Source organism: Sphingobium sp. DN12 (assembly GCF_051058005.1).
Classification (GTDB): domain Bacteria; phylum Pseudomonadota; class Alphaproteobacteria; order Sphingomonadales; family Sphingomonadaceae; genus Sphingobium; species Sphingobium yanoikuyae.
Window position 1 is genome coordinate 2993016 of record NZ_CP173717.1, and the last position, 24438, is coordinate 3017453.

The following is a 24438-nucleotide window of genomic DNA, read 5'->3' on the forward strand; positions in this document are numbered from 1 at the left end:
CCATGGCACTGGGTCTGGCGATCGCCGCGCTGGCGGCTGCCATCGGGATCGGCCTCATCCTGTTGCAGGCGGGCCTGTCGAAGCTGCGCCACCGCATCCTGCTGCCCGGCGTGATCGCCAATTACCGGCTGCTGCCGCCGGCGCTGGTCGCCCCCGCCGCCATCCTGCTGCCACTGGCGGAGATCGCCATCGGCGCCACGCTGATCGCCGGCCTTGCCCCGGTGCCGGTGCTGCTTGCCATGCTGCTGCTTAGCCTCTTTGCCGGGGCGATGGCGATCAACATCGCGCGCGGGCGTAGCCATATCGACTGCGGCTGCGGACGTTCACAGTTACGCCATCCGATCGGCTGGCCGCTGGTGATCCGCAACCTGCTGCTGATCGCGCTGGTTGCGCCGCGCCTGCTGCCCACCCCGCCGCTGTCCGCGCTGGACATCACCACCGCGGCCGCGGGCGGCATCGCCCTGTTCCTCGCCTTCCATCTGCTCGGCGCCATCCTGGCGCTGATCGCCACGCCCGCCGCCGCCTACCGGAGATAGACCTATGCTGACCTCGCTCATCATCGCGCAGATCCTGTCCTGGGTCGCAATCTTTGCGCTCGGCATCGCCCTGCTGGCGGTCGCGCGACAGGTCGGCGTGCTGCACATCCGCGTCGCGCCCGCCGGCGCGCTCGCCACCAGCGGCGGCCCGGCCGTGGGCGACGCCATCGTCAAGATCGATACCCGCACCATCGACGGCGCGCCCGTCACGATCGGCGGCCATGCTCATGGCACGGCGCTACGCCTCTTGATGTTCGTCTCCGCTCAATGCCCGCTGTGCAAGAATATCATCCCGATGGCCAAATCCTTCGCGCGGGACGAGCGGGTCGCGCTGACCTTCGTGGGCGACGATGATGTCGCCGCCCAGCGCGCGATGATCGCCCAGCACGGGCTGGATGGCCATGCCTTCGTCAACGGGCCGGAGGCGGGCCAGGCCTATGGCGTCGCCAAGCTGCCCTTCGCCGTGCTGCTCGATGCCGAGGGCACCATCCTGTCCAAGGGACTGGTCAACAGTCGCGAGCATCTCGAAAGCCTGGTCGTCGCCCATGAAATGGGGATCGCCACGGTGCAGGATTATATCGGCTCGCTCAAGGCCCAGGCGGCCTGATCGCAAGTTCAAAGGGGGTCCGTGACATGAAGAAGTTCGACGCCGACGCCATGGGGGAAAAGCTGCTGCGACGCCTCGCCGGGGGGACATCGCGCCGATCGATGCTCTCGCGCCTGGGAGCCGCCCTGGTCGCTGCGCCCGCCTTCCCGCTGCTGCCGGTCAGCCGCGCCGAAGCGGCCAAGCCCGACCGCTCGCCCGAAGCCAAGACCGCCTTTGCCCGCACCGCGCAAAGCAAGGACGAGACCAAATGCGACTATTGGCGCTATTGCGCGATCGACGGCGCGCTCTGCACCTGCTGTGGCGGCGGCATCCACAGCTGCCCGGCGGGCGCGGAGCCCTCGCCCGTCTCCTGGGTCGGCACCTGCATCAACCCGGACGACGGCAAGGCCTATCTGATCGCCTATCGCGACTGTTGCGGCAAGCCAGCCTGCGGCCAGTGCGGCTGCGACAATACCGACCGCGAGACCCAGCTCTACATGCCCCAGCTCAACAATGACGTGATCTGGTGCTTCGGCACCAGCAGCATGGAATATCATTGTTCGACCGCCGTGCTGGTCGGCGCGGCCAGCTGAGGCCAGCAGGGCATGCGGCATGCGCTGCTGATCGGATCGCTGGCGCTGCTCGGCGCGGTCGGCATCGGCCGCGCCGCCCTGCCGCCGATGGGCCTGTTGCCCAGCGCGATCACCGATCCCGATCTCGCCCGGTCCGATTATGTCGAAAATTGCGGCGGCTGCCACGGGGTGCAGGGCAGCGCCGCGCCTGCGGCCCTGCCCGAACTGCGCGGCCGGGTCGGCTGGTTCCTCTGCACGCCGGAAACCCGCGCCTATCTCATCCGCCTGCCCAATGTCGCGCTTAGCCGGATCAAGGATAATCAGCAGCTCGCCGACATGATGAACTTCGTCGTCTTCGGCCTGGGCGGCGGCAGCGTGCCGCAAGGCAGCACGCCCTTCACTGCCGACGAAGTCGCCCATGAACGGCGCTTCGCCCTGTCCGCCGCCTCGCTGACCGCCGAACGCGCCCGCCATGTCGAAACCGCGATCCGCAAATGCCATGCGCCCGCGTCCCTGCGGCAAATGTTTCCGTCGACCAACCAGTGACGTAACGCGCCGCTTTTCTGATCTATCCCTCGCGATGCGACAGAGGCTGCTCCCCCTCGCCCAACCCGGCCGCCCGGTGCGTGGCAGGCGCCTATATGGCGCGCGGCTGTCGTGTCATGGGCGCGCGACAGGGGCAAGGGCGACGCGCTTCCATGCCCCTGCCCCCATTACCCCCGGCGCGGCACAGGCGCGTTACCGACGCGTCGCAGGTGCGCGACAGGTGCAAATGGCCCCGATAGGCCGTTTACACTGTGAACTTCGGCAGACGCGCGCCCGATCGCGGGTGCCGCCACGCTTCAGAATTTTGCCTTTACCCCGGCATACCAGCGGCGCGGCGCCCCCGCGCCATAGGCCCTCGGATCGCTCGCCCCCGGCGCCTCCTCCAGATCGATCTCGTCCACCTCGGTAAAGGTGCCGAAGGTCGCATAGTGGCGGTCGAACAGGTTGCGAACCTCGCCGAACAGGGTGACGTCGGGGATGATGTCGATGCCGGCGCGGATATTGGCGATCAGATAGCCGGGCGCCTTGGCATTCCGGTTGGCCTCGTCGCCGACCAGATATTGGCCGGATCGGGCGATCAAGTCGCCGCCGATCGACCAACGGCGCTGACCGCCCAAGGTGCCAGCATAATCCAGCGTCAGGGTCGCACTATGGCGAGGGATACCGGGCAGGCGATCGCCCTTGCCGACGGTGATCGTGCCGTCCTCATTCGCCTCCGGATTGGCCGGGCTGCTCAGTGTCAGCGCACCGCGATAGGTGGCATCGGTGAAGGCATAGCTCAGGCCCGCGCTGAAACCGCCCCGCGCCGCCTTGACCGACGCCTCGACACCCTGGCGCCGGGTCTTGCCGATATTCTGGAAATAGGCCCGGCCGCGAATGTCCGACGCGATATATTGGATGTCGTCATGATTGCCGGTGCGATAGGCGGAAACCAGCCAGTCGGCGGTCCATCCCCCGACGGCGAAGCGACCCGAACCGCCCGCCTCCCAGCTTTTCGCCACCACCTGCTTGAGCGGCGGATCGGCGATGAAGAAATTGGTCAGGCTGCACGGCGCATTCTCGTCGGCGCAGGACAATTCCGCCGGGGTCGGCGCGCGGTTGGTCTCGGCATAGCCGGCCCGCAGCGACAGCCCGTCCGAAACCCGATAGTCCAGCTCCGCGCCGGGATTGAGTCGCTGGAAATTGTGCCGGCCGTTCAGCGCCGTGCCGATCTGGTCGACCAGTTCGATCCGCGCATGGTTCCAGCGCAGCCCCAGCTCCGCCGTCAGCCCCGGCGCCAGCGGCAACCGGTCCTGAACGAATATACCCCAATAATCGGTATGCGCGACCAGCCCGACCGGCGCGATCGCGCCGTCCGGCTGGACGATGATCGATCCCAGCCCCTCGACGCTGCGCTCGTCCGTCATCGCGCCCAGTTCGGTCGATGTGTCGAACCGGGTGCGGCTCGTGTCGTAACTCATGCCGATCGCAAAATGATTGGTGCCGCCCATCAGCGCGCGATCGTCGATTAGCTGCACCAGCGCGCCCATCGCATCGGTCCGCGTCCGCCCCCGATTGAGCACGCCATAGCCTTCGCCGCCCAGGCTGTCGGCAATGGCATTGCCGTTCGCGTCGGTCAGGACCGACTGCGCCTCATCCTCATCATCGCCCCCCACCGTCTCCAGGCACAGCAGCCCGGCGTCATCCTCATCCTCGCACCCTTCGATATCGGCAGCATCGCCATTGACCGTGCGCAGGGTCAGCCGCTGGGCATAGAGCGTTCCCTCGATCCGGGTCGTGTCGGAAAGCGCGACCCAGGGGTGCAGGCTGATCCGGCCATAGCGGCTGCGACTATTATCGGGCCAGGTGAAGACGGCGCGCCGGTCCGCTGCCAGCAGTTCGACCGGCGATACGCCATTGCCGGTCAGGTTGGTCTTTGCCCCGACCAGCTTCATGTGCAGCCCGCCCTTCTCCGTGTCGAAGCCGAGGTCGGCATAGCCATTATAGAGATGCGACGGGCTATGATCCCGCCAGCCATCGTCATGGCTATACTGGAACGCCCCGAACGCACTGAAATTGCCACGCGCAAAACCGCCAGCGATGCTCGCCTCGGCATAGCCGAAACGGCCGCCGGTCGCGCTCGCCTCCAGCCCCGGATCGCTGCGCCCGTCCTTCGTCTCCAGCAGGATCGCCCCGCCCAGCGCATTGAGGCCATAGACCGGGCTGGCGTCGAGCAGGCTGAGCTTGCGGATCGCCGCCTCGGGGATCAGGTCGAACTGGACGGTATCGCCGAACGGCTGGTTGAAACGGGCACCGTCCATATAGACGGCCAGCCCCTGCGCCTGCCCCTGCAGCGGCGAGGCGACGAAGCCGCGATAGAGAAGATTGGGCTGCCAGGGGTTATTCTGCGCGTCCTGCAGCGTGATGCCGGCGATATTGCGGGTCAGCGCGCCGAGCAGGTCGGGCGTGCCGCCGATGCCGATATCCCGGCCGGAAATGGACAGCGCGTCATCGACATCGATCGCCCCGCCCGGCGCGGTGACGATGATCGTCTGCGCGGGCCCGGCCTCCAGTTCCTCGGCCTGCGCCAATCCCGGCATCAGCGCCACGCCCGCCAGACCCGCGCAAAGCCAGCCCTTGCCCCGCATATCCCACTCCCATCTCTGTTTATCGGAGGAACGCTAGGGAGGGCTGGCCATCGCCTCCATTATACCTTGGGTCGCATGCGACAATCAGGCCGCGACCCCGGCGCGGCTGCGCACCAGGTCCGCGACCACGCTGGGATCGGCCAGCGTGCTGACATCGCCCAGCGCCTGTGCCGACACCTCCCCCTCGGCGATCTTGCGCAATATGCGGCGCATGATCTTGCCCGATCGTGTCTTGGGCAGGCCCGGCGCGAACTGGATCACGTCGGGCGTGGCAATCGGGCCGATCTCGCTGCGCACCCATTGGGTCAGGGTCCGGCGCAGATCCTCGCTCGGCTCCTCGCCCACATTCAGCGTGACATAGGCATAGATGCCCTGCCCCTTGATGTCGTGCGGCATGCCGACCACCGCCGCCTCCGCCACGGTCGCATGCAGCACCAGCGCGCTCTCGACCTCGGCCGTGCCCATGCGATGGCCCGACACGTTGATGACATCGTCGACCCGGCCGGTGATCCAGTAATAGCCGTCGTCGTCGCGCCTAGCGCCATCGCCGGTGGTATATCTGCCGGGGAAAGTGGTGAAATAGGTCTGGAAGAAGCGCTCATGATCGTTCCAGACGGTGCGCATCTGGCCGGGCCAGGACCGGGCGATCACCAGATTCCCCTCGCTCGCGCCATCCTGCACCGCGCCTTCGCCATCGACGATCTGCGCCTCGACACCGGGCATCGGGAAGGTCGCACTGCCGGGCTTGAGGTCCGTGGCGCCCGGCATCGGCGCAATCATCGCGCCGCCGGTCTCGGTCTGCCACCAGGTGTCGATGATCGGGCAACGCCCCTCGCCCGCGACGCCATGATACCAGCGCCAGGCTTCGGGATTGATCGGCTCGCCGACGCTGCCCAGCAATTGGAGCGACGCGCGGCTGGTCTTCGCGACATGATGGTCGCCCTCCTTCATCAGCGCGCGCAGCACGGTCGGCGCCGTGAAGAGGGTGTGGACCTGATGCCGGTCGACCACCTCCCAGATGCGGCTGGGCGTGGGCCAGCTCGGCAGGCCTTCATACATCAGGGTCGTCGCGCCATTGGCCAGCGGACCATAGACGATATAGCTGTGCCCCGTGACCCAGCCGACATCGGCGGCGCACCACCAGATGTCGCCGGGCCGATAGTCGAAGCAGAGCGCGTGGGTGAGACTGGCCCAGAGCAGATAGCCGCCGCTCGAATGGACCACGCCCTTGGGCTTGCCGGTGGAGCCGGAGGTGTAGAGCAGGAACAGCGGGTCTTCCGCATTCATCACCTCGGCCGGACAATCGGGCGCGACGCCGGCCATCGCCTCGTCATACCAGCTGTCGCGGCCCGGCTGCATCGCCACCGCCCCGCCGGTTGCGCGCACCACCAATACACGGCGCACGCTGGTGCAATGGTCGAGCGCCAGCGCCGCGTCGACATTGGCCTTGAGCGGCACGCGCTTGCCGCCGCGTCGCCCCTCGTCGGCAGTGACGACGATGCTGGAATCGCAATCGGTGATGCGGCCTGCCAGCGCCTCGGGCGAAAAGCCGCCGAACACGACGCTGTGGATCGCGCCGATCCGGGCGCAGGCGAGCAGTGCCACCGCCGCCTCCGGGATCATCGGCATATAGATGGTGATGCGGTCGCCGCGCCGCGCGCCAGCATCCTTGAGCACATTGGCGAAGCGGCAAACCTCGGCATGCAATTCACGATAGGTCAGGCTGCGCGGTGCTTCCGACGGATCATCGGGCTCCCAGAGGATCGCGGTGACATCGCCGCGTTCGACCAGATGCCGGTCGAGACAATTGGCCGACACGTTGAGCGTGCCGTCGGCGAACCACTGGATGCCGAAATCCGCTTCGTCGAAGCTGCTTTCCGACGCGCGGGTCGGCGGCGTGATCCAGTCCAGCCGCTGCGCCTGTTCCAGCCAATAGGCATCGCCGTCATCAAGCGACCGGCGATAATCGGCGGCGCGCGCCGTCTGATTCATGCGGGCATGGGCCGCCCAGTCGGCAGGTATCGGAAACAGGTCTTCGGACATGATGGCTCCCTTCATTGGCCGAACCGCACGCCGATCCAGAGCGTCCTGGGCGTGCCCAGATCGATCGATCCACCGGCATTGCGGGTGACGATATCCTCGTCGAACAGATTTTCTCCGCGCGCGACCAGGCTGATGCCATGGCCGATCGGCAGCCGGGCGATGGCGTCCAGCGTCAGCGCATCGGGCAGCACATCGCTCTGCAGGTCATCCTCATATTGCTTGGCCGTGTAGCGCAGCGTCGCCGACAGTTCCGGCCCGGCCTTGGGTGCCCAGGCCAGCGTCGCGCTGGCCGAGTGGCGCGGCACCTGCGCCGGCGCGAAGCCGTCGAATGCCATGCCCGGCGCATCGACCTTGCTGTGACTATAGGCATAGGAAGCGAGCAGCGAGAAATTGGCCGGCAGTTGCGCGCTGGCGGTCAGTTCCACGCCCTTGGCCACGATCGCGTTCACATTCTGGCGCTTGCGGGTGACACTATCGATGGTGACGTTCGCGATCGCATCATCGAGCCGGTTGTAGAAGAGCGTTGCCGAAAGCTGCACGCCCGATGCTGGGTTGAGGTCGATGCCGCCCTCCACGCCTTTCAGCTTCTCTGGCTTCAAGGCCGCATTGGCCTGGGTGGTGATCGGGAAGACGACGAAGGGGCGATACAGCTCGTTGAGCGTGGGCAGGCGGAAGCCGCTATAGGCCGCGCCGCGCAGCGCCACCGCATCGCTGATATGGAAGAGCGCGCCGGCCCGGCCGGAAAATTCCCAGTCGGAGCGATTGGCATAGCTGCTGTCCTGCGTCACCACGCCCGCCGCACTGACCGCCTTGTAGAAGCCGTTGCGGATCGACCAGCGATCGGCGCGCACCCCGCCGGTCAGGACAAGATTGCCAATCGTCCAGTCATCCTCGGCAAAGATGCCGCTGCTGATCTGGTCGCCACCGGCATGACGACGCGATGTCAGCGGGTTGGTGGCGAGGCCCGCATTATAGGCGTCCTCATACATGTCGCCGGTGGCAAAGCGTGTATCCATACCGATGCGCAGCACATGGTCCTCGCCCACCGGCGGGCGCAGCTCGATCTTGCCGCCGATCCCGGTCGAGGGGGTGTTGCGCTGGTCGAGCGACTTGCGGAAGCTGGTGGAAGAGATGACGATATTGGAGAAATTGCGCGCCTGGAGATAGGCAAGTGCATCGACCTGCCAGCGGCCGCGGCTGATATAGCGGATGCTGGCATCCTGGCCCTGGCTCACACTGTCGGCGCCGGCAAAGCGCAGGGTACGGTTGTCCTGGAACAGGGTACCGCGAAACTGGATTTCCGAGGTCGCGTCGATCGGCGCGACGGCGCGCAAATTGGTCGACCAGCTATCATAGGCGGCGGGCACGGTGGCGGCGACGCGCTGGTCACGGGGCGTGGTCTGGAAGCCGTCACCCCGATCCCAGCGACCCGAGAGCGAGACATAGCCCTGGCCCAGATCCGGCGCGATGCTGGCGGACAGCTCGGTCGCGTCCCTGCTGCCATAGAAGGCGCTGGCGCCGAAGTGCGGCATCTGGTCGCGGGTGGCGCTGGCCAGTTCGATCGTGCCGGCGACCGCGCCCGCCCCGAACGCGCCGCTGCCCCCGCCACGCGTCACCCGCACCAGCGCCAGCCGGTCGGGCACCAAAGCCGAGAAGGGGATATAGCCGAAGAAGGGATCGGCCACCGGCACGCCATCGAGCAGCACCAGGGTCCGGCTCGACGCATTGCCACCCAGCGCGCGCAGCGTGGCGCCTTGGTTCGAGGGATTGGACGCGCGGCTGTCAGAGCGGCGGAATTGCTGGAAGCCCGCGACATCGGCCAGCACGCTCTCGATCCGCCCCGATGCCGCATCCTCAAGCCGGTCCCGGTCGATCACCACAGAGCCATAGGCCGGCGTCCCAGGCGGCAGAGCGAGGCCCGTGCCCGTCACCACGATTGACGCGGCGGCCATCACCTCGCCCGCGTCATCGGGCGCTTCCGCCTGCGCCGCAAAGGGCGCCATTGCCATGCCGAGCGCGAGCCATTTTGTTCTGCGCATATATCCTCCCCTGCCGCCCCGTCATGCGAAGGGGCGGCATCCCTTCGATAGGATGCCGCCCCTTGCCGGAACATTGGCCTTTGGGCCGATGGCCCTTCTTCCGCTCAGAAGAAGAGGATCGCGCCGGCGGCGATCGTGTCGCCCTGCGCCTCATTGCCATTATGCGCCTTGGACGTGCTGTGGATATATTCGCCGATCAGCGTCACCCAGCTGGTCAGGCCATAACGGCCCTGCCCCACCCAGCTGCTGTTCTTGCGGATAAGCGTCGGGTTGGCGAGTGCATCGGCGGCATTGGCATAATGGAGATTGCTCTCGCCATAGCTGCCGCCGACCGAGAATTTGCCGAAGGTCGCCAGCCCCTGAAGATAGAAGCCGTCGCTGTCGCGCTTGTTGCCCACCGCATCCGTGTCGAACAGGTTGAGCGCCGTCGTGCCCAGCCCCGAGCCATTATAATAATAGCCGGTAAGGACGATCGGGCCGTAGCCGATCTTGGCGCCGGTATCGAAACCGCTGCCGGTATAGGAAATGCCGTCGTCGCGATTATGCCGTTGGGTAATGCCGGACAGCCAGGCGCGGGCCGAGAAGTCGCCGAACTTGCCGTCATAGACGATCTTGCCCTGAAAGCCGGGCGACTTGTTGCTTTCACCCGGTCCCGTCAGCGATTCGAGCGGCTGGAAGACGCCGACCGAGACCTGGAAGCCCGACAGGCTGGGCGAGGTATAAGTGATCTGCGGCTGAAAGTCCGTGTAGATATAGCCGATGCCGATGCGGCCCAGCGAAGTGTTGGACGGCGCGACATTGCCGCCGCTCGACCCGACCGACAGCAAAGTGATGTCGTTCAAGATACCTTCCGAGCCGAACAGGCCGATGTCGCGACCCAGCTTGAACTCGCCCAGGCCCGAACGGCCGATGGTCATGTAGGTCTGGCGGAAATCGATGCCGGCGGTCTGCAGCGCCACCGGCCGGCCACCGGCATTGGCGCCGCCGCCGACGGAATAATCCGCGCTGTTGATGCCGGGATACATGCCGAAATGGGCGCCGACGTCCCAGCCGCCCTGGTTGGTGGTGACGTCGAACTTCAGATAGCCGGGCAACAGCCCGTTGCGGATCGCCGAACTATTGCCGCCGACCGGCACCACGCCGCCGACGACATCGGTATTCGGCCCGGCCGCCTGGCCATTTTCATGGGTGTAGAAACCATTGACCGATCCGGACATCTTGACCGTGACATCGCCCACCTCGAAGCCGACGCCGCTGTCGGCGACGCGCACCACTGGCTTCCCGTCCGAGGCGGCGGGCGCAGCGGCAGCGGCCGGCGCCGCAGCATCTTCCTTTGCCAGCTGGGCATATTCCTCGTCGGTGAGGATCCCCTTTTCATGCAGCCTTTTTAGCAGCTCCGTCGTCGTCCCGGCGCTAGCCGGCGTTGCCCCTGCGACGAACAGCAACGCCATGGCGGCGCTGCCGAGGAATGTTCCCCGTGCCATCTCATCCTCCCTCTTGTGCGCCGGTCGTGCCGGCTGTCGGGAAGAGTGGGCGGCGGCGATGACGGCCGAAATTGGACTTTGGTTCTCGTCCTCCCCCCGCGCACCTCGCTATACTTTTGGTCAGGGCGCGACGGCGATGCCCCACGGCCCGGCGCCGACCGCTACCGTGCCGACGACCTTGCCGACGGCCAGATCGATCACCGAGACATTGTCCGAAAGGCCATTGGCGGCAAAAGCACGCGCGCCGTCCGGGCTGACCGCGACATGCCAGACCCGCTTGCCGACCGGCACATAGGCGCGGACCTTGCGGGTGGCGACATCGACCAGCGCGACATGATTGGCGCGGCCGAGCGCCACGACCGCCGTCTTGCCGTCCGGCGTGAAGCGGATGCCGCAGGGCAATAGCTGATAATCCTGCACGCCAGGAATGGCGAAATGCAGCGTCTCGACGATCTTGCGCGTGGCCGGATCGGCAATCTGCACCGTGCCGCCCATCTCCGCCGCGATCCACAACTCCTTGCCATCGGCGGTAAATTCCACATGGCGCGGGCGCTGATCGGTCTCGGTCGCGTCGACCATCGTCTTGGTCGACAGGTCGATCCAGTTGACGACGCCATCATCCTCCGATGTCACGACCACCCATTTGCCGTCCGGGCTCTGCGCCACGCCCTCGGGCTCCTTGCCGACATCGACCTGGAAGGCGACCTTGCGGCTGTCGAGGTCGATAGCGGTCAGCGCGGCATTATCCTCATTGGCGACGAACAAGGTCCGGCCATCGCGCGACAGGAAGAATTGCTCGGGATCCTGGCCCGAAGGCAGGTCGGCGATGACCTTGCCGGTCGCGCGGTCGATCATCTGCACCGCATGGTCGTTGCTGGCGCAGAGCAGGATATATTTGCCGTCCTTGGTGAGGGTGATACCGCGCGGCCGTCCGCCCACCGGCCAGGTCGCGACCGTCTGCATCGTGGCGGCATCGATGACGCTGATGCTGTTGCCGCGTTCGTTGGAGACATAGAGCGTCTCGGCCCGGACGGACGGGATCGCCGCCGCCAGCGCAAGCCCCGCAATCACGCCCTTCATCATGCCCGCATCCTCTCGTCCTTTTGGCCTGATAGCGGATTAGCCCCCGGCCCGTCGCGGCGGGATTGTACCAATGGCCAATGGGGGCCGTCCCCGCCCTCCCCTACAGTCGTCAGCGACAGGGACGACATGCGGCCAGCACAGGCACGCGGCACAGACGAGGGTTTGGGATGAGGAATTACGGACGGATCGCATTGTTCGGCGCGGCCTGCCTGGCGGGCGCATCGATCACATCGGCACTGATGGCGCATGGCAATGTCACGCCGCAGGCGGTCGACACATCGGCCCTGCCGGAAATCGGTGCCGACTGGGTGCAGCACAATCCCTATCGCGGCAATGCCACGGCGGCCAAGATCGGCGAATCCGCCTATGGCCAGAATTGCGCGCGCTGCCACGGGCTGGACGCGGAAAGCGGTGGCATCGCGCCGGACCTGCGCTATCTGGAAGTCGGCGACAGCGGCGATGAATGGTTCATCCAGCGTTACCAGCATGGCTCCAGCCATGACGGCAAGGTCTATATGCCGCCCTTCGGCGACGTGCTGGGACAGAAGGCCGGATGGGCGATCCGCGCCTGGCTCGAAACCAAGCATCAGGAGTGATCGTGATGGATCGCCGCGCCTTCTTGAGCAGCGCGGCGGCCGCCGCGCTGGTTGGCTATATTTCGGGTGGGCAGGCCGCAAAGGCCGCACCGCTCGGCAAGGTCAGGGAATTGGGTGTCCTTCGGGTCGCAGTCTATAAGGACAATCGCCCCTGGTCCTGGCGCAAGGATGGCAAGCTGACAGGGATCGACGTCGATCTGGCCCAGGCGCTGGCCAAGGGGCTGGGCGTGCGCGCCGACATTGCCGAACTGGTCGCGGACGAAAGCGCCGACGACGACCTGCGCAACGGGGTGTGGAAGGGCGGCCTTCTGGGCTTCCAGCCGGCCGACATCATGCTGCATGTGCCGTTCGACCGGACTTTCGCCGCACGCAACGATCAGGTCGCGATCATCGCGCCTTATTATCGCGAAAGCTTCCAGTTTGCGGCGGTCAAAGGCGAGATCGACGTCAACGCGCCGCCGACCCAATATCGCGGCAAGCGGCTGGCGGTCGAGATCGACTCCATTCCCGATTTCTACCTGATCGGCACATTCGGCGGCATATTGGCCAGGGATGTCGTCCATTTCCCCGGCGGGACAGAAGCCGTCACCGCGCTGATCGATGGCCGGGCCGATGGCGCGCTCGCCAGCCGGGCGCAGATCGAGGCGGTGCTGCACGACAGCGGCGCCACCAACATCGTCCGTCGCACCAACCCCCTGCCCGCCTTTACCTCGGCCGGGTGGGACATCGGCATGGCGGTGAAGGAGAATAGCCGGAACCTGGGCGATGCGGTCGAGACCATCCTGGCCGACATGACGCAATCGGGTGCGCTCAAGGCGATCTTCGAGCGCCATGGCGTCGTCTATGCGCCGGCCGTCGCGGCGGGCTGAACGGGCGACCCAAGGTCCAATTGGCACGGCCGCCATGCCCCATAAGGTGCTGCATCGACGGCGTTGATCACGCCGGAAAACAAGGGAGGATGACTATGACGGGACGTTTCACGCGTTCGTTCCTGGGGGCAGCCGCGATCGCGCTGGTGGCCGGGGCTGCGCCACTGCTCGCGGCCGATGCGGCGGGCGGGCCGACCGATGCCGACCTGATGAACGATGCCGCATCGACCGGCGACGTGCTGACCTATGGCATGGGACCGCAGGCGCAGCGTTTCAGCACGCTCAACCAGATCAACACCGACACCGTCAGCAAGCTGGTGCCCGCCTTCGCCTCGTCACTGGGGGGCGAGAAGCAGCGCGGCCAGGAGGCCCAGCCGCTGGTCTATGACGGCACCATCTATGTCACCGGTTCCTATTCGCGGCTCTATGCCTTCGACTCCCGCACCGGCGAGGAGAAATGGGAATATAATGCCCGCCTGCCCGACGACATCATGCCCTGCTGCGACGTCGTCAATCGCGGCGCGGCGATCCATGGCGACAAGATCATCTTCGCCACGCTCGACGCGCGGCTGGTGGCGCTCAATCGCCATACCGGCAAGGTGGTGTGGAACAAGCAGATCGCCGACTACAAGGCCGGCTATAGCGCGACCGCCGCGCCGCTGATCGTCAAGTCCATGGTCATCACCGGCAATTCGGGCGGCGAGTTCGGCATCGTCGGCGCGGTCGAGGCCCGCGACGTCGATACCGGCGAGCTGATCTGGCACCGCCCGGTGATCGAAGGCAATATGGGCACCCTGCGCGGCAAGGATAACGGCATCACCGGCAAGCTCAATGCGACCTGGCAGGGCGATCTCTACAAGACCGGCGGCGGCGCAACCTGGCTGGGTGGCACCTATGATCCGGAAACCAATCTTCTCTATTTCGGCACCGGCAACCCGGCCCCCTGGAACAGCCATTTGCGGCCCGGCGATAATCTCTACACCGCGTCGACGCTGGCGATCGATCCCGAAACCGGCGTGATCAAATGGCATTACCAGACCACCCCGCATGACGGCTGGGATTTCGACGGGGTCAACGAGTTCATCCCGTTCGACGCGACGATCAACGGCAAGCCGATGAAGCTGGGCGCCAAGGCGGACCGCAACGGTTATTTCTTCGTGCTCGACCGGACCAACGGCAAGTTCGTCAGCGCCAACCGCTTCGTCATGCAGACCACCTGGGCCAGCGGCTATGACAAGAATGGCAAGCCGATCGTGATCCCGGCCGGTCGTCCCGGCGCGCCGAGCGCGACCGAGAAGGGCAGCACCGTCTTCTCCTCGCCCAGCTTCTTAGGCGGCAAGAACTGGATGCCGATGGCCTATAGCAAGGACACCGGCCTGTTCTACATCCCGTCCAACGACTGGGGCATGGACATCTGGAACGAGCCGATCGCCTACAAGAAGGGCGCCGCCTATCTGGGCGCGGGCTTCACCATCAAGCCGATCGCCGAGGATCATATCGGCGCGCTGCGGGCGATGGACCCCAAGACCGGTAAGATCGTCTGGGAATATAAGAACAAGGCGCCGCTGTGGGGCGGCGTGCTGTCCACCGCCGGCAACCTAGTCTTCACCGGCACGCCCGAAGGCTATCTGAAGGCCTTCGACGCCAAGACCGGCAGGGAATTGTGGAAGTTCCAGACCGGGTCGGGCGTGGTCGGATCGCCGGTCACCTGGGAACAGGATGGCGAACAGTTTGTCGCCGTCATGTCCGGCTGGGGCGGCGCGGTGCCGCTGTGGGGCGGCGAAGTGGCCAAATCCTTCAAGGATATCAATCAGGGCGGTTCGCTCTGGGTGTTCAAGCTGGCCAAATAAGGAGGCGAGGACGATGATCGTCATGGGGCGCGGACAGAATATGCACGGCGGAAATCGCGGGCAATTTGCCGCGCCCCCGCCTATGATCCATCATCATGGCCAGGGGGCGGACATGCAGGTCGAAGACAGTGATGCGATGATGGAAAGGGTGCTGATCGTCGACGATCATCCGCTGGTGCGCGACGGGCTGCGCAGCGTGATCGCGGTCAGTTTCGACGGCTGCGAGATTTTCGAGGCGGCCAGCCTGGAGGAAGCGCTGGCGACGCTGGAGAAACAGTCCAATTTCGACTTGGTGCTGCTCGATCTCAATATTCCCGACGTGAAGCGGCTCGACGGCCTGAAACTGCTGCGCAGCCGCCACCCGATCCTGCCGGTGGTGATGGTGTCGGGCGCGTTCGACCGGGGAATCGTGCGCGAGGCGCTGGGCGCCGGCGCGGCCGGCTTCATCCCCAAGTCGATGAAGCGCAGCGCGATCGTCGATGCGCTGCACCGGGTGGTGTCAGGCGAAATCTACATGCCCGACGCGATCGACGAGGCGCCGCAGGAAAGCGCCGAGGAAGCCGATATCCTGACCCGGATCGGCAGCCTGACACCGCAGCAGCGGATCGTGCTGACCCATCTGGTCCATGGCCGGCTGAACAAGCAGATCGCCCATGACCTGAGCGTGTCGATGACCACAGTGAAGGCGCATGTCTCCGCGATCCTGCAGAAGCTCAACGTCTTCAGCCGGACCCAGGCGGTAATCCTGGCCAATAGGGTCCATTTCGACGGCGACAACTGACCGCGCAAAATAGGAAATCCCGCGCTTAACTTCGCATATTTCCCGTACATTTCGACATTTTGATGCCGATGTTGGAAATCATGTTGCGCGCCCCATTCCTATCGTCCCCTGTTCCCGACTAGCATGGAACAGGGGCTGTAGGACAGGCAGGGACGGGTCAGAAGCTGGCCTTCAGCCCGTCGATCACGAACTGCGCCGCGAGCGCGGCGAGCAGCACGCCCAGCAGGCGGGTAATCACCGCCTCGATTTTGGTGCCCAGGATCGCCATCAGCGGCCCGGCCGCCAGCAAGGCGCCCAGCATCAGCACCAAAGTCACCGCCACCGCGACCAGCACGACCAGCCGGTCGACCATGCCATCGGCACGCGACATCAGCAGCATGACGGTCGCGATCGAGCCCGGTCCGGCGATCATCGGCATCGCCATCGGGAAGACGGAGACATCCTCCACCTCCGGCGTCTCGGCGATCTTCTGCGCCCGATCCTCGCGCCGCTGGGTGCGCTTTTCGAACACCATGTCCATCGCGATCATGAACAGCATGATCCCGCCGGCAATGCGGAAACTGTCCAGTTCGATGCCGAGCACGCCCAGCAGCTGCTTGCCCCACAGGGCGAAAACCAGCAGGATGGCGGCGGCAATGCCGACCGCACGGATCGCCATCGACCGGCGCTGGGCGATGCTCGCCCCGCTGGTCAGGCTGGCATAGATGGGCGCGCAGCCCGGCGGATCGATCACCACGAACAGGGTGACGAAAGCGGATATGAACAATTCCATCATGACGGCGCCCCCACCTTGTCGTCGATCACCACATCATAGCCGGTCCCGTTCCACATGCGGACGGTGACCCGGCGGCTGCCGTCGGTCGCGACATCAGCGGACCAGATCAGGCTGTCATCCTGCGGCACTAGCGGCGCCTCCCCCTTTGCCGGGGGCGGACCTTCGGGCCGCGCGCCGCGCTTGCAGGTCGCGACCTTGCCGGTCAGAAATTCCGGCGTGTCCCGTTCGGTCACCAGACGATCGCCATGATCGAGGATCCATTGCCAGCGGCCCTTCTTGTCGCGCCGCCACAGCGTGGTGAAATAGCCGACCGATCCGTCAGGCCGTTTCCAGTTGCCGGTGCTGGCGGCGAGCAGGCCGTCGCAGGAGACATAGACGATCGAGGGTGACCAGCTGACCGAGGCCGGCGGGTCCGCCTGCTTCTTCAGCCAGTCCTTCGCCACCACCCGCTGCGGCACGAACATCACCGCATCGTCCGCCGCCGTCTCGCGAAAGGCCGTCCATTGTCCCTTTTGCTGGGCAAGCCGGTTGAAGGCGATTTCGGCCGCGATCACCGAGCTGGGATCGGGCTGGTAACGCATCGGCGGCTTGGCCGCGACCAGCATCACCAGGCTGAGGGCGAGGAGCGCGCCGCGCCCCTTCACAGCCCCTCCGGCTTGGCGAGGCCCGCGCGCGCATGGGCGGCGACCAGCGTGTTGCGCAGCAGCACCGCGATCGTCATCGGGCCGACGCCGCCGGGCACCGGGGTGATGGCGCGGACATGCGACAGCGCTTCGGCCGTGGCGACATCGCCGACGATCCGGCCCTTGCCATCTTCGGTATCGACCACGCGGTTGATGCCGACATCGATCACCGTCGCGCCCGGCTTGATCCATTCGCCCTTCACCATTTCGGCGCGGCCGACGGCGGCGACGACGATGTCGGCGCGGTGGACGATGCTGGCAATGTCGCGGGTGCGGCTATGGGCGATGGTGACGGTGCAATTTTCGGCCAGCAGCAACGCCGCCATCGGCTTGCCGACGATGTTGGAACGGCCGACCACGACCGCCTCCATGCCCGACAGGTCGCCCAGTTCGTCCTTCAGCAGCATGATGCAGCCGAGCGGCGTGCAGGGCACCAAAGCCTCCTGCCCGGTGGCGAGGCGCCCCGTATTGACGACATGGAAGCCATCGACATCCTTGGCCGGGTCGATCGCGGCGATCACCGCTGCTTCATCGATATGCCTGGGCAGCGGCAACTGGACCAATATGCCGTCGACCCGGTCGTCATGGTTCAGCTCCTCGATCAGGTCGAGCAGGTCGTCCTCGCCGATGCTGTCGGGACGCTTGAACTCGAAGCTTTCCATGCCGGCGGCCAGGGTCATCTTGCCCTTGTTGCGGACATAGACGCTGCTCGCGGGATCTTCCCCCACCAGCACCACGGCCAGGCCCGGCTTGCGGCCCGTCTGTTCCACGAAGGCGGCGACGCCATCGGCCACCTTGTCCCGCAGTCCGGCCGCAAAAGCCTTGCCGTCGATAATCTTGCCGATCGTCATGTCGCGTCTATCCATGTCTCGATGATGGCGGTCAGCCGGTCCAACGCCTGCGCCCCGCCCTGTATCCGCAATCGCTTTAGCCGGTTGGTATCACCCGATTCCAGCAAAATCGCGCCCCTGGGCCAATCCAGCCGCTTGGCCAGCAGCGCGATCAGCGCCGCATTGGCCTTTCCCTTTTCCGGCACGGCGCGCACGCGGGCGGACAGCCAGTGCGCGCCATGTTCGTCGGTCCAGCGCCCGCCGACATCCTCGCGCGTGGCGCCGGGCGTCAGGCGGACCGCCAGAATGAGGTCATCCCCGTCCCGGCGCCACCCGGTCAGAGACTGTTTGAGAAAGCCGGTACCAGCCCGCTCCCCCGCCCAACCACCCGATCCAGTGTCATCCTGTCGGGTGGTTGGGCGGGGGAGCGGGCTGGTACCGCGCTGAAAAATCGCTCTTTCGCGATTTTTCAAACAGCCGGTCACATCAGGCTGGAGAAGAGCGGCGGCAGGATCGCCTGGCGGATGATGAGAATGCCCAGCAGGACGACCATCGGCGTCAGGTCGAGCGCGCCGAGGTCGGGCATGACCCGGCGGATCGGATTATAGATGGGCGCGGTCATCCGATCGAGCGCGACCATCACGGTGCGCACGAAATCGCTGCCCATGTTGACGACGTTGAAGGCGATCAGCCAGCTCATGACGGCCTGGATGATGATGATCCACCACAGCACGTCGAGCAGGATGACGATGGTCTGATAGAGGGCGTAGGCCATGCGGTCTCCGAAAGAGCGGTTGGCGCTCGCTCTAGCCGAGGCATGGGGCCGGCCACAAGTCGAGACAGTCCCTTATTCCACCAAAGGACGCCATAGTTCTGCAAAAGCCGGTTCGACAGGAAGGGGTAGCGGGACCAGCCTGTCGCGCTATAGCTGGGCCATGGATTTTCGTGACGCCTCCCCCGCCGATGCCCCGCTGATCGCCGCCATGCATGTGGAAAGCTGGCGCATCGCCTATGCCCATATCATGGACCCGGCCTATCTGGCGGGCGGGATCGAGGCCGAGCGGCTGGCCACCTGGACGCAGCGGCTCGAACATCCGGCGCCGGGACAGCGCATCATCATCGCCGAACGGGACGGGCAGCCGATGGGCTTCACCTGCATCATCGGCGGGGCCGATGATCGCTGGGGCACGCTGGTCGATAATCTCCACGCCCTGCCTGCTGCGCGCGGAACGGGCCTTGGCACGGCATTGCTGGCGCGCGGGGCGCAATGGGCGATCGAGGGCTGGCCCCAGACCGGCCTGTTCCTGTGGTGCTACAGCGACAATTTGGCCGCGCGCGGCTTCTATGCCTCGCGCGGCGGGGTCGAGGTCGAGGATTGGGACAAGCCCGGCCCGGACGGCCGGACCCTGCCGGAAAAGCGCATCTACTGGGCTGATCCGGCAATCCTGCTCCGATAAATCGGGGCTTATTTGCGGATCAGCGTGCCCGCACCGCGATCGGTGAAGATTTCCAGCAGCATGGCGTGCGGCACCCGGCCGTCGAGGATGACGGCGGCGTCGACACCGCTCTCGACCGCCTTGACGCAGGTTTCCAGCTTCGGGATCATGCCGCCGGTGATGGTGCCGTCGACCTGCAGCGCATGGATCGCCGCCGGATCGAGATCGGTCAGCAATTCCTTGTCCTTGTTGAGCACGCCCGGCACGTCGGTCAGCAGGAAGAAGCGCGACGCCTGAAGCTCGGCGGCGATCGCGCCAGCCATGGTGTCGGCGTTGACATTATAGGTATGGCCGTCGGCACCGATGCCGACGGGCGCGACCACCGGAATGATGCCGTCCTGGGTCAGCGTGTCGAGGATGCGACGATCGACCGAGACCGGATCGCCGACGAAGCCCAGATCGACATGGCGCTCAATGCCCGAATTGGGATCGGGCGCGCGGCTGTGGCCGACCTTCTCGCACAGGACGAGGCCGCCATCCTTGCCCGAGATGCCGACCGCGCGGCCACCCGCGCCGCTGATCCAGCCGACGATTTCCTTGTTGATGGAGCCGGCCAGCACCATTTCGGCGATCTGGGCGGTTTCCTTGTCGGTGACGCGCAGGCCGTTCACGAACTGCGATTCGACGCCCAGCTTCTTGAGCATCGCGCCGATCTGCGGCCCGCCGCCATGGACGACGACGACATTGATGCCGACCGCCTTCATCAGGACGACGTCCTCGGCGAAGTCGCGTGCAGCCTCCGGATCGCCCATGGCGTGGCCGCCATATTTCACGACGAAGGTCTTGCCCGCATAGCGCTGCATATAGGGCAGCGCCTCGACAAGGGTTTCGGCCTTCGCGAGGAGCGCGGGATCGGGGGCGTAGTTGCTGGTCATGCGCGCGCGCATAAGCCCATATGCGCGCTACGGCAAGTTATCGATCGAGGCGACGGCCCAATGCGACCGCGGCCGAGATGAGCGGCGGCACCAGGATGATCGACAGCAGCACCTTGGTAATCATCTGCCCGACCATCAGGTCCATGATCGGCCGCTCGCCATAGAAGGAGATGGTGATGAACAGCAGGGTGTCGACGATCTGCGACACGACGCTGGCCACCATGCCGCGCAGCCAGACCAGACGGCCCTCGCCACCGGCCAGTCGCGAGAAGATGAAGACGTTGAGCGTCTGCGACGTGCCATAGGAAATGAGGCCCGCCAGCATCATGCGCGATCCCTGTCCCACGACGATCGGGAAGGCATCGACCGCGGGCGGATACATGCCCGGATCATGCGGCAGGGCGATGACGATATGAATGAGCGCGGCCGACACCAGCAGCGGCACGAAGCCCAGCCGCACCAGCGCGGTCGCGGTCTTTTGCCCGTGCAGTTCCGACACGGCGCTGGAAATGATGACCAGCAGCAGGAAGGCGAAGATGCCGGCCTCCACCGCGAGCGGCCCCAGGGCGACCTGTTTCACCCCCAGCACGCCGGCCATGCAGACCATGCCGCCATAGAGGATGGAAAAGACGAAGAGGGAGCGGGTCAGCGGCGCGGGCGATGAAGTCATCGCCAGCCCTTACCGGGATTCGGCCTGCGGGGGAAGATGGCGCGGCACGCCCTGCCCCCGTCCCCTTTCAGGCCAGCATGGTCCGCAGCAGCGCGCGCAGCTGGGCGGGCTTTACCGGCTTGTTGAGCAGGGGGATGTTGGCAGCGGCGAGCTGGGTCTTGAGCGGTTCGCCGCGATCGGCCGAGATCATGACGGCGGGGATGCGGGCGCCGAAATGATCGTGCAGGCGGGTGATGACCGTATCGCCGGTTTCCCCGTCCTTCAGATGATAGTCGACCAGGATGATGTCGGGCCGGCGGCCATCGGCGAACAGCGCGGCCGCCTGGTCATAGCCGTCGGCGGTGACGACGCTGCATCCCCAGCCGGTGAGCAGTGTGCGCATGCCCGACTGGATCTGCTTTTCATTGTCAACCACCAGCACCGACAGGTCGCGCATCGACCGGTCGCGGGTCGGCTGGCCGGTATCGCCATCCTCCTCGCGCTGGGGCTGGCCGATGGGCAGGGCGATGGCGAAGGTCGCCCCCTGCCCCGGCTGCGAACGCAGGCTGATGGGATGGCCGAGCATGTCGCTGGCCCGCTTGACGATGGCGAGGCCCAGCCCCTTGCCCTGGCTGCGGGTGTCGAGCCGGCGAAACTCCTCGAAGATCAGCGCCTGCTGCTCGGGCGCGATGCCGGGGCCGCTGTCGGTCACGCTGATTTCCACCCGGTCGTCATGCTGGATGCAGGCGACCGAGACCGTCCCGCGCGGCGTGTAGCGGATGGCGTTGGAGATGAAATTCTGGAGGATGCGGCGCAGCAGGCGCAGGTCGGTCTCGACCCAGAGCGGCTGCGCCTCGATCCGGAAGGCAAGGCCAGCCGATCGGGCCATGGGGGCAAATTCGACATTCAGCGTCTGGAGCAGCCGGTCGATACGGAACGGGCCGATTTCCGGCTGGATCGCACCGGCGTCGAGGCGCGAGATTTCCAATAGCGCCTCCAGCAGATCCTCGACCGAGTCGAGCGCGGTCGAGGTCTGGTTGACCAGCGCGCGGGTCGGCAGCGCCAGCCGCCGGTCGCCCAGTGCCGCGACAAACAGCCGCGCGGCATTGAGCGGCTGGAGCAGGTCATGGCTGGCGGCGGCAAGGAAGCGGGTCTTGGACAGGTTCGCCTTTTCCGCGACGATCTTGGCATCGATCAGCGCCGCCTCGATCGCCCGGCGCTCGGTCACTTCGCCTTCCAGCTTACGGTTGAGATCGACCAGTTCGCCGGTGCGTTCCGACACGCGCCGTTCCAGCGTCTCGGCCGTTTCCTGAAGGCTGGCCTGGGCGCGCAGCATGTCGGTGACGTCGGTGAAGCCGAACACCTGGCCGCCATCGGCCATGGCGTTGCTGCGCAATTCGAAATGCCGTTCCCCGGCGGTGCAGAGGCAGACCATCGCCTGCTGGTCCGCGCCGCCGCCGCGCCAGTCGAGACAGCCCTGATCGTCCATCGCCAGCGTTTCGCGGCACCAGCGCTGCAATTCGGCATGGCTGCCAAGCGCGCCGGCGAAATTTTCCGGCAAAGCGAGCAACCGGCGCAGCGCATCGTTCCAGGCGGCCAGCTGTCCACTGCCGTCGAACACGCAGACCCCCTCCGACAGATTGTCGAGCGTGGACTGCAGCACGACATTGCGTTCGGCCAGTTCGCGGGCACGGGCGCGGGCATCCTCCGCCTTCGCCTCGGTAATGTCGGTATAGATGCCGACGATGCCGCCTTCGCTGGTGCGCAGTTCGTTGATCTGTATCCAGCGACCATCGGCCAGCCGCTGCACCTGGCCACCATCGGCGATGCCATGTTTGGCCAGGCGATCCGACACCCAGCGATCGGGCGCGACCTGTGCCCCGGCCGGCCCCTGGCTGTGGGCGGCGATGCGGGCGATGTCGTGGAAGGTCAGATTCTGGTCCAGCCGCTCAGCGACCTGCGGCCAGAAGCCGAGATAGGCTTCATTATAGAGGATCAGCCGGTCTTCGGCATCGAACAGCACGAAGCCTTCGTTGATCGATTCGATCGCATCGCGCAGGCGCACCTGCGCGGCGTCCGCATCGGCATGGGCCTCGGCCAGATCGGCATTGGCCTTGGCGAGGCGGCCCAGCGCATCCTCCAGCTGGAGCGTCCGGTCGCGCACCTTGGCTTCAAGCGAGATGGCGGTTTCGAACATGGAGAAGGCGTTGGCCGACATGTCGGTCGAACGTTCCACCCGGTCCATCAGTGCGCCGTTGATCTTGCGCAGCTTGCGTACCTCCTCGCGCAGGGCATCCAGCTCCGCGTCGGTTTCAAGGGCGGTGCGCAGCTCGCTCATCGGCCGATCGCCAATCCGCTGAAGGTCTGGTTGACGTGCAACGCATGATATTGCTCGCCATAGGTGTTGAAGCCGATGACCCGGTTGCCGGCATAAAGGGCGGAAACATCGCGCGAAATCTGGCGCTGCTCCGCATCGATGCGGTTGAGCACGCAGTCGAAGGCGATGATCCGGTCCACCTCGCCCACGCGGGCGTGCAGGTCGGAGAAGAGCTGCCGCATGCCGGCGATCCGATCGACCGGCTCACCGATGTTGAGCACGATCCCCTCGTCGATCGCGCAATAGAAGGTCAGGCTGCCGTCGGCATTGGCGCTCTGGATCGAACGGACATGATATTCGCCGCCGGCCCGGACCATCGGCGGATGCGCCGCGAAAAACTCCATGCCCAGTTCCTCGCCGGCATGGCCGGCCAGGCGCAGATATTCGGCCGCGGCCGGCTCTGCATTGATCTCGGTCACGATGCGTTCGTGCGGGATCGCGCCGGTAATCACCATCTTGGCCGCGCCGGGCTGATAATGCTGCGCCTTGAAGACGTGCATCGGCCGGGTCGAGGAGAGGATCGCCACCACGGCGGCGCGGGCATGGAAGCGGCCGCCATCGAAGATCGCGGTCTGGCGGAAGGCGAGATCGTCGCCGGATGACCCGCCGATCAGCGGAATATCACCCAGTGCGTCCTGGATCGTCATGGTCAGCAATTCCTCCCGGTGCGAGAGGCCGTCGACCAGGAACAGCGCGACATGATTGACCAGCCCGCCCAGCCGGCGGCTGTCCCGTTCCGCCTGCGCCGCCAGCGCCCGCACGATTTCGCGCGCGGCGACCGGATCGAAATTGTCGATGTCGTCGAAACAATGGGAGGTCATGCAGAAATCGGCGGCGGGAAAGCCGATCACGGTCAGGCTATCATGATCATAGCCCGCATCGGTCAGTTCGCCCGAGCTGGTGCAGCCGATCACGGTGGTGCATTCGCTATGCAGGTTGATCGCCCGCGCCAGGCTGTCCCGTTCATAATGCTGGGAACAGAAGATCACGGCGCCGGCCAGCGGCTCCGTACCCAGTTGATCCACCAGATCCGCCATCGCCTCGAACGGATCGTCGGCATGGGAGGACGCAAATCCTATCCCTGCCCTTACCCCTGCGCCTGTCGCCATTGTCTCTCCCCATCGCCCATTTTCTTATGCTT

General features: G+C 65.9%; 23 protein-coding genes. 9 read left to right on the forward strand and 14 right to left on the reverse strand.

Going from position 1 to position 24438, the window contains the following annotated elements; translation table 11 throughout:
• Positions 1–2: 2 nt before the first annotated feature.
• Genes ACI6S0_RS14200 through ACI6S0_RS14215 form a run of 4 tightly spaced genes read left to right on the forward strand, consistent with a single transcriptional unit; the run spans position 3 to position 2240 of the window.
• The gene (locus ACI6S0_RS14200) at positions 3–536 is read left to right on the forward strand and encodes a MauE/DoxX family redox-associated membrane protein (RefSeq protein ID WP_434403441.1); all 534 of its coding nucleotides are present in this window, start codon (positions 3–5) and stop codon (positions 534–536) included.
• 4 nt (positions 537–540) lie between these two features.
• A complete protein-coding gene (locus ACI6S0_RS14205) occupies positions 541–1143 on the forward strand; it encodes a methylamine utilization protein MauD (RefSeq protein ID WP_434403442.1) in 603 nt (200 codons plus the stop codon).
• 26 nt (positions 1144–1169) lie between these two features.
• Positions 1170–1715, forward strand: a complete 546-nt coding sequence (locus ACI6S0_RS14210) for a methylamine dehydrogenase light chain (RefSeq protein WP_017498892.1) — start codon at positions 1170–1172, stop codon at positions 1713–1715.
• A gap of 12 nt (positions 1716–1727) precedes the next feature.
• Positions 1728–2240, forward strand: coding sequence for a c-type cytochrome (locus ACI6S0_RS14215; protein ID WP_434403443.1), 513 nt, complete (start codon positions 1728–1730; stop codon positions 2238–2240).
• A 296-nt stretch (positions 2241–2536) separates the two neighbouring features.
• On the opposite strand, the gene ACI6S0_RS14220 is transcribed toward ACI6S0_RS14215, so the two are convergent.
• The 5 genes from ACI6S0_RS14220 to ACI6S0_RS14240 form a co-directional block, all read right to left on the reverse strand.
• A complete protein-coding gene (locus ACI6S0_RS14220) occupies positions 2537–4867 on the reverse strand; it encodes a TonB-dependent receptor (RefSeq protein WP_434403444.1) in 2331 nt (776 codons plus the stop codon).
• Positions 4868–4951: 84 nt separating this feature from the next.
• Positions 4952–6910, reverse strand: a complete 1959-nt coding sequence (acs, locus tag ACI6S0_RS14225) for an acetate--CoA ligase (protein ID WP_434403445.1) — start codon at positions 6908–6910, stop codon at positions 4952–4954.
• A gap of 11 nt (positions 6911–6921) precedes the next feature.
• Positions 6922–8949, reverse strand: coding sequence for a TonB-dependent receptor (locus ACI6S0_RS14230; RefSeq protein WP_434403446.1), 2028 nt, complete (start codon positions 8947–8949; stop codon positions 6922–6924).
• 104 nt (positions 8950–9053) lie between these two features.
• The gene (locus tag ACI6S0_RS14235; protein WP_434403447.1) at positions 9054–10433 is read right to left on the reverse strand and encodes a porin; all 1380 of its coding nucleotides are present in this window, start codon (positions 10431–10433) and stop codon (positions 9054–9056) included.
• Positions 10434–10553: 120 nt separating this feature from the next.
• The gene (locus tag ACI6S0_RS14240) at positions 10554–11516 is read right to left on the reverse strand and encodes a PQQ-dependent catabolism-associated beta-propeller protein (protein WP_434403449.1); all 963 of its coding nucleotides are present in this window, start codon (positions 11514–11516) and stop codon (positions 10554–10556) included.
• Between the two features lie 167 nt (positions 11517–11683).
• Here ACI6S0_RS14240 and pedF point away from each other — a divergent pair, with 167 nt between their 5' ends.
• The 4 genes from pedF (at position 11684) to ACI6S0_RS14260 (ending at position 15612) form a co-directional block, all read left to right on the forward strand.
• Positions 11684–12112, forward strand: a complete 429-nt coding sequence (gene pedF, locus ACI6S0_RS14245) for a cytochrome c-550 PedF (RefSeq protein WP_004208341.1) — start codon at positions 11684–11686, stop codon at positions 12110–12112.
• A gap of 5 nt (positions 12113–12117) precedes the next feature.
• Positions 12118–12981, forward strand: coding sequence for a substrate-binding periplasmic protein (locus ACI6S0_RS14250; protein ID WP_434405951.1), 864 nt, complete (start codon positions 12118–12120; stop codon positions 12979–12981).
• A 95-nt stretch (positions 12982–13076) separates the two neighbouring features.
• On the forward strand, positions 13077–14831 hold the full coding sequence (locus ACI6S0_RS14255; protein WP_434403450.1) for a methanol/ethanol family PQQ-dependent dehydrogenase: 1755 nt from the start codon (positions 13077–13079) through the stop codon (positions 14829–14831).
• A gap of 13 nt (positions 14832–14844) precedes the next feature.
• Positions 14845–15612: a response regulator gene (locus tag ACI6S0_RS14260; RefSeq protein WP_434403451.1), complete on the forward strand. Its 768-nt coding sequence runs from the start codon at positions 14845–14847 to the stop codon at positions 15610–15612.
• 157 nt (positions 15613–15769) lie between these two features.
• Here ACI6S0_RS14260 and ACI6S0_RS14265 read toward each other — a convergent pair whose 3' ends face one another.
• The 5 genes from ACI6S0_RS14265 to ACI6S0_RS14285 all read right to left on the reverse strand — a co-directional run bounded on the left by ACI6S0_RS14265 (position 15770) and on the right by ACI6S0_RS14285 (position 18675).
• Complete coding sequence (locus ACI6S0_RS14265; protein WP_004208345.1) at positions 15770–16387, reverse strand: MarC family protein; 618 nt, start codon at positions 16385–16387, stop codon at positions 15770–15772.
• On the reverse strand, positions 16384–17031 hold the full coding sequence (locus tag ACI6S0_RS14270; RefSeq protein WP_434403452.1) for a hypothetical protein: 648 nt from the start codon (positions 17029–17031) through the stop codon (positions 16384–16386). The genes ACI6S0_RS14265 and ACI6S0_RS14270 overlap by 4 nt, the downstream gene beginning before the upstream one ends.
• Entirely contained in the window at positions 17028–17921 is an 894-nt protein-coding gene (folD, locus tag ACI6S0_RS14275) for a bifunctional methylenetetrahydrofolate dehydrogenase/methenyltetrahydrofolate cyclohydrolase FolD (RefSeq protein WP_434403453.1), read from the reverse strand. The genes ACI6S0_RS14270 and folD overlap by 4 nt, the downstream gene beginning before the upstream one ends.
• Positions 17918–18241, reverse strand: a complete 324-nt coding sequence (locus ACI6S0_RS14280; protein WP_029547849.1) for a DUF167 family protein — start codon at positions 18239–18241, stop codon at positions 17918–17920. Before ACI6S0_RS14280 ends, folD begins: the two co-directional genes overlap by 4 nt.
• Positions 18242–18381: 140 nt before the next feature.
• A complete protein-coding gene (locus ACI6S0_RS14285; protein ID WP_004208349.1) occupies positions 18382–18675 on the reverse strand; it encodes a YggT family protein in 294 nt (97 codons plus the stop codon).
• Positions 18676–18835: 160 nt separating this feature from the next.
• Between ACI6S0_RS14285 and ACI6S0_RS14290 the strand changes: the two genes are divergently transcribed.
• Complete coding sequence (locus ACI6S0_RS14290; protein WP_037520209.1) at positions 18836–19357, forward strand: GNAT family N-acetyltransferase; 522 nt, start codon at positions 18836–18838, stop codon at positions 19355–19357.
• An 8-nt stretch (positions 19358–19365) separates the two neighbouring features.
• Here ACI6S0_RS14290 and argB read toward each other — a convergent pair whose 3' ends face one another.
• From argB to ACI6S0_RS14310, 4 genes are all read right to left on the reverse strand, one after another.
• Positions 19366–20283, reverse strand: coding sequence for an acetylglutamate kinase (argB, locus tag ACI6S0_RS14295; RefSeq protein WP_004208351.1), 918 nt, complete (start codon positions 20281–20283; stop codon positions 19366–19368).
• A gap of 25 nt (positions 20284–20308) precedes the next feature.
• Entirely contained in the window at positions 20309–20941 is a 633-nt protein-coding gene (locus ACI6S0_RS14300) for a queuosine precursor transporter (protein WP_010338459.1), read from the reverse strand.
• A gap of 67 nt (positions 20942–21008) precedes the next feature.
• The gene (locus ACI6S0_RS14305) at positions 21009–23258 is read right to left on the reverse strand and encodes a NahK/ErcS family hybrid sensor histidine kinase/response regulator (protein WP_434403454.1); all 2250 of its coding nucleotides are present in this window, start codon (positions 23256–23258) and stop codon (positions 21009–21011) included.
• Positions 23255–24406: an FIST N-terminal domain-containing protein gene (locus ACI6S0_RS14310; protein ID WP_434403455.1), complete on the reverse strand. Its 1152-nt coding sequence runs from the start codon at positions 24404–24406 to the stop codon at positions 23255–23257. The genes ACI6S0_RS14305 and ACI6S0_RS14310 overlap by 4 nt, the downstream gene beginning before the upstream one ends.
• Positions 24407–24438 lie beyond the last annotated feature (32 nt).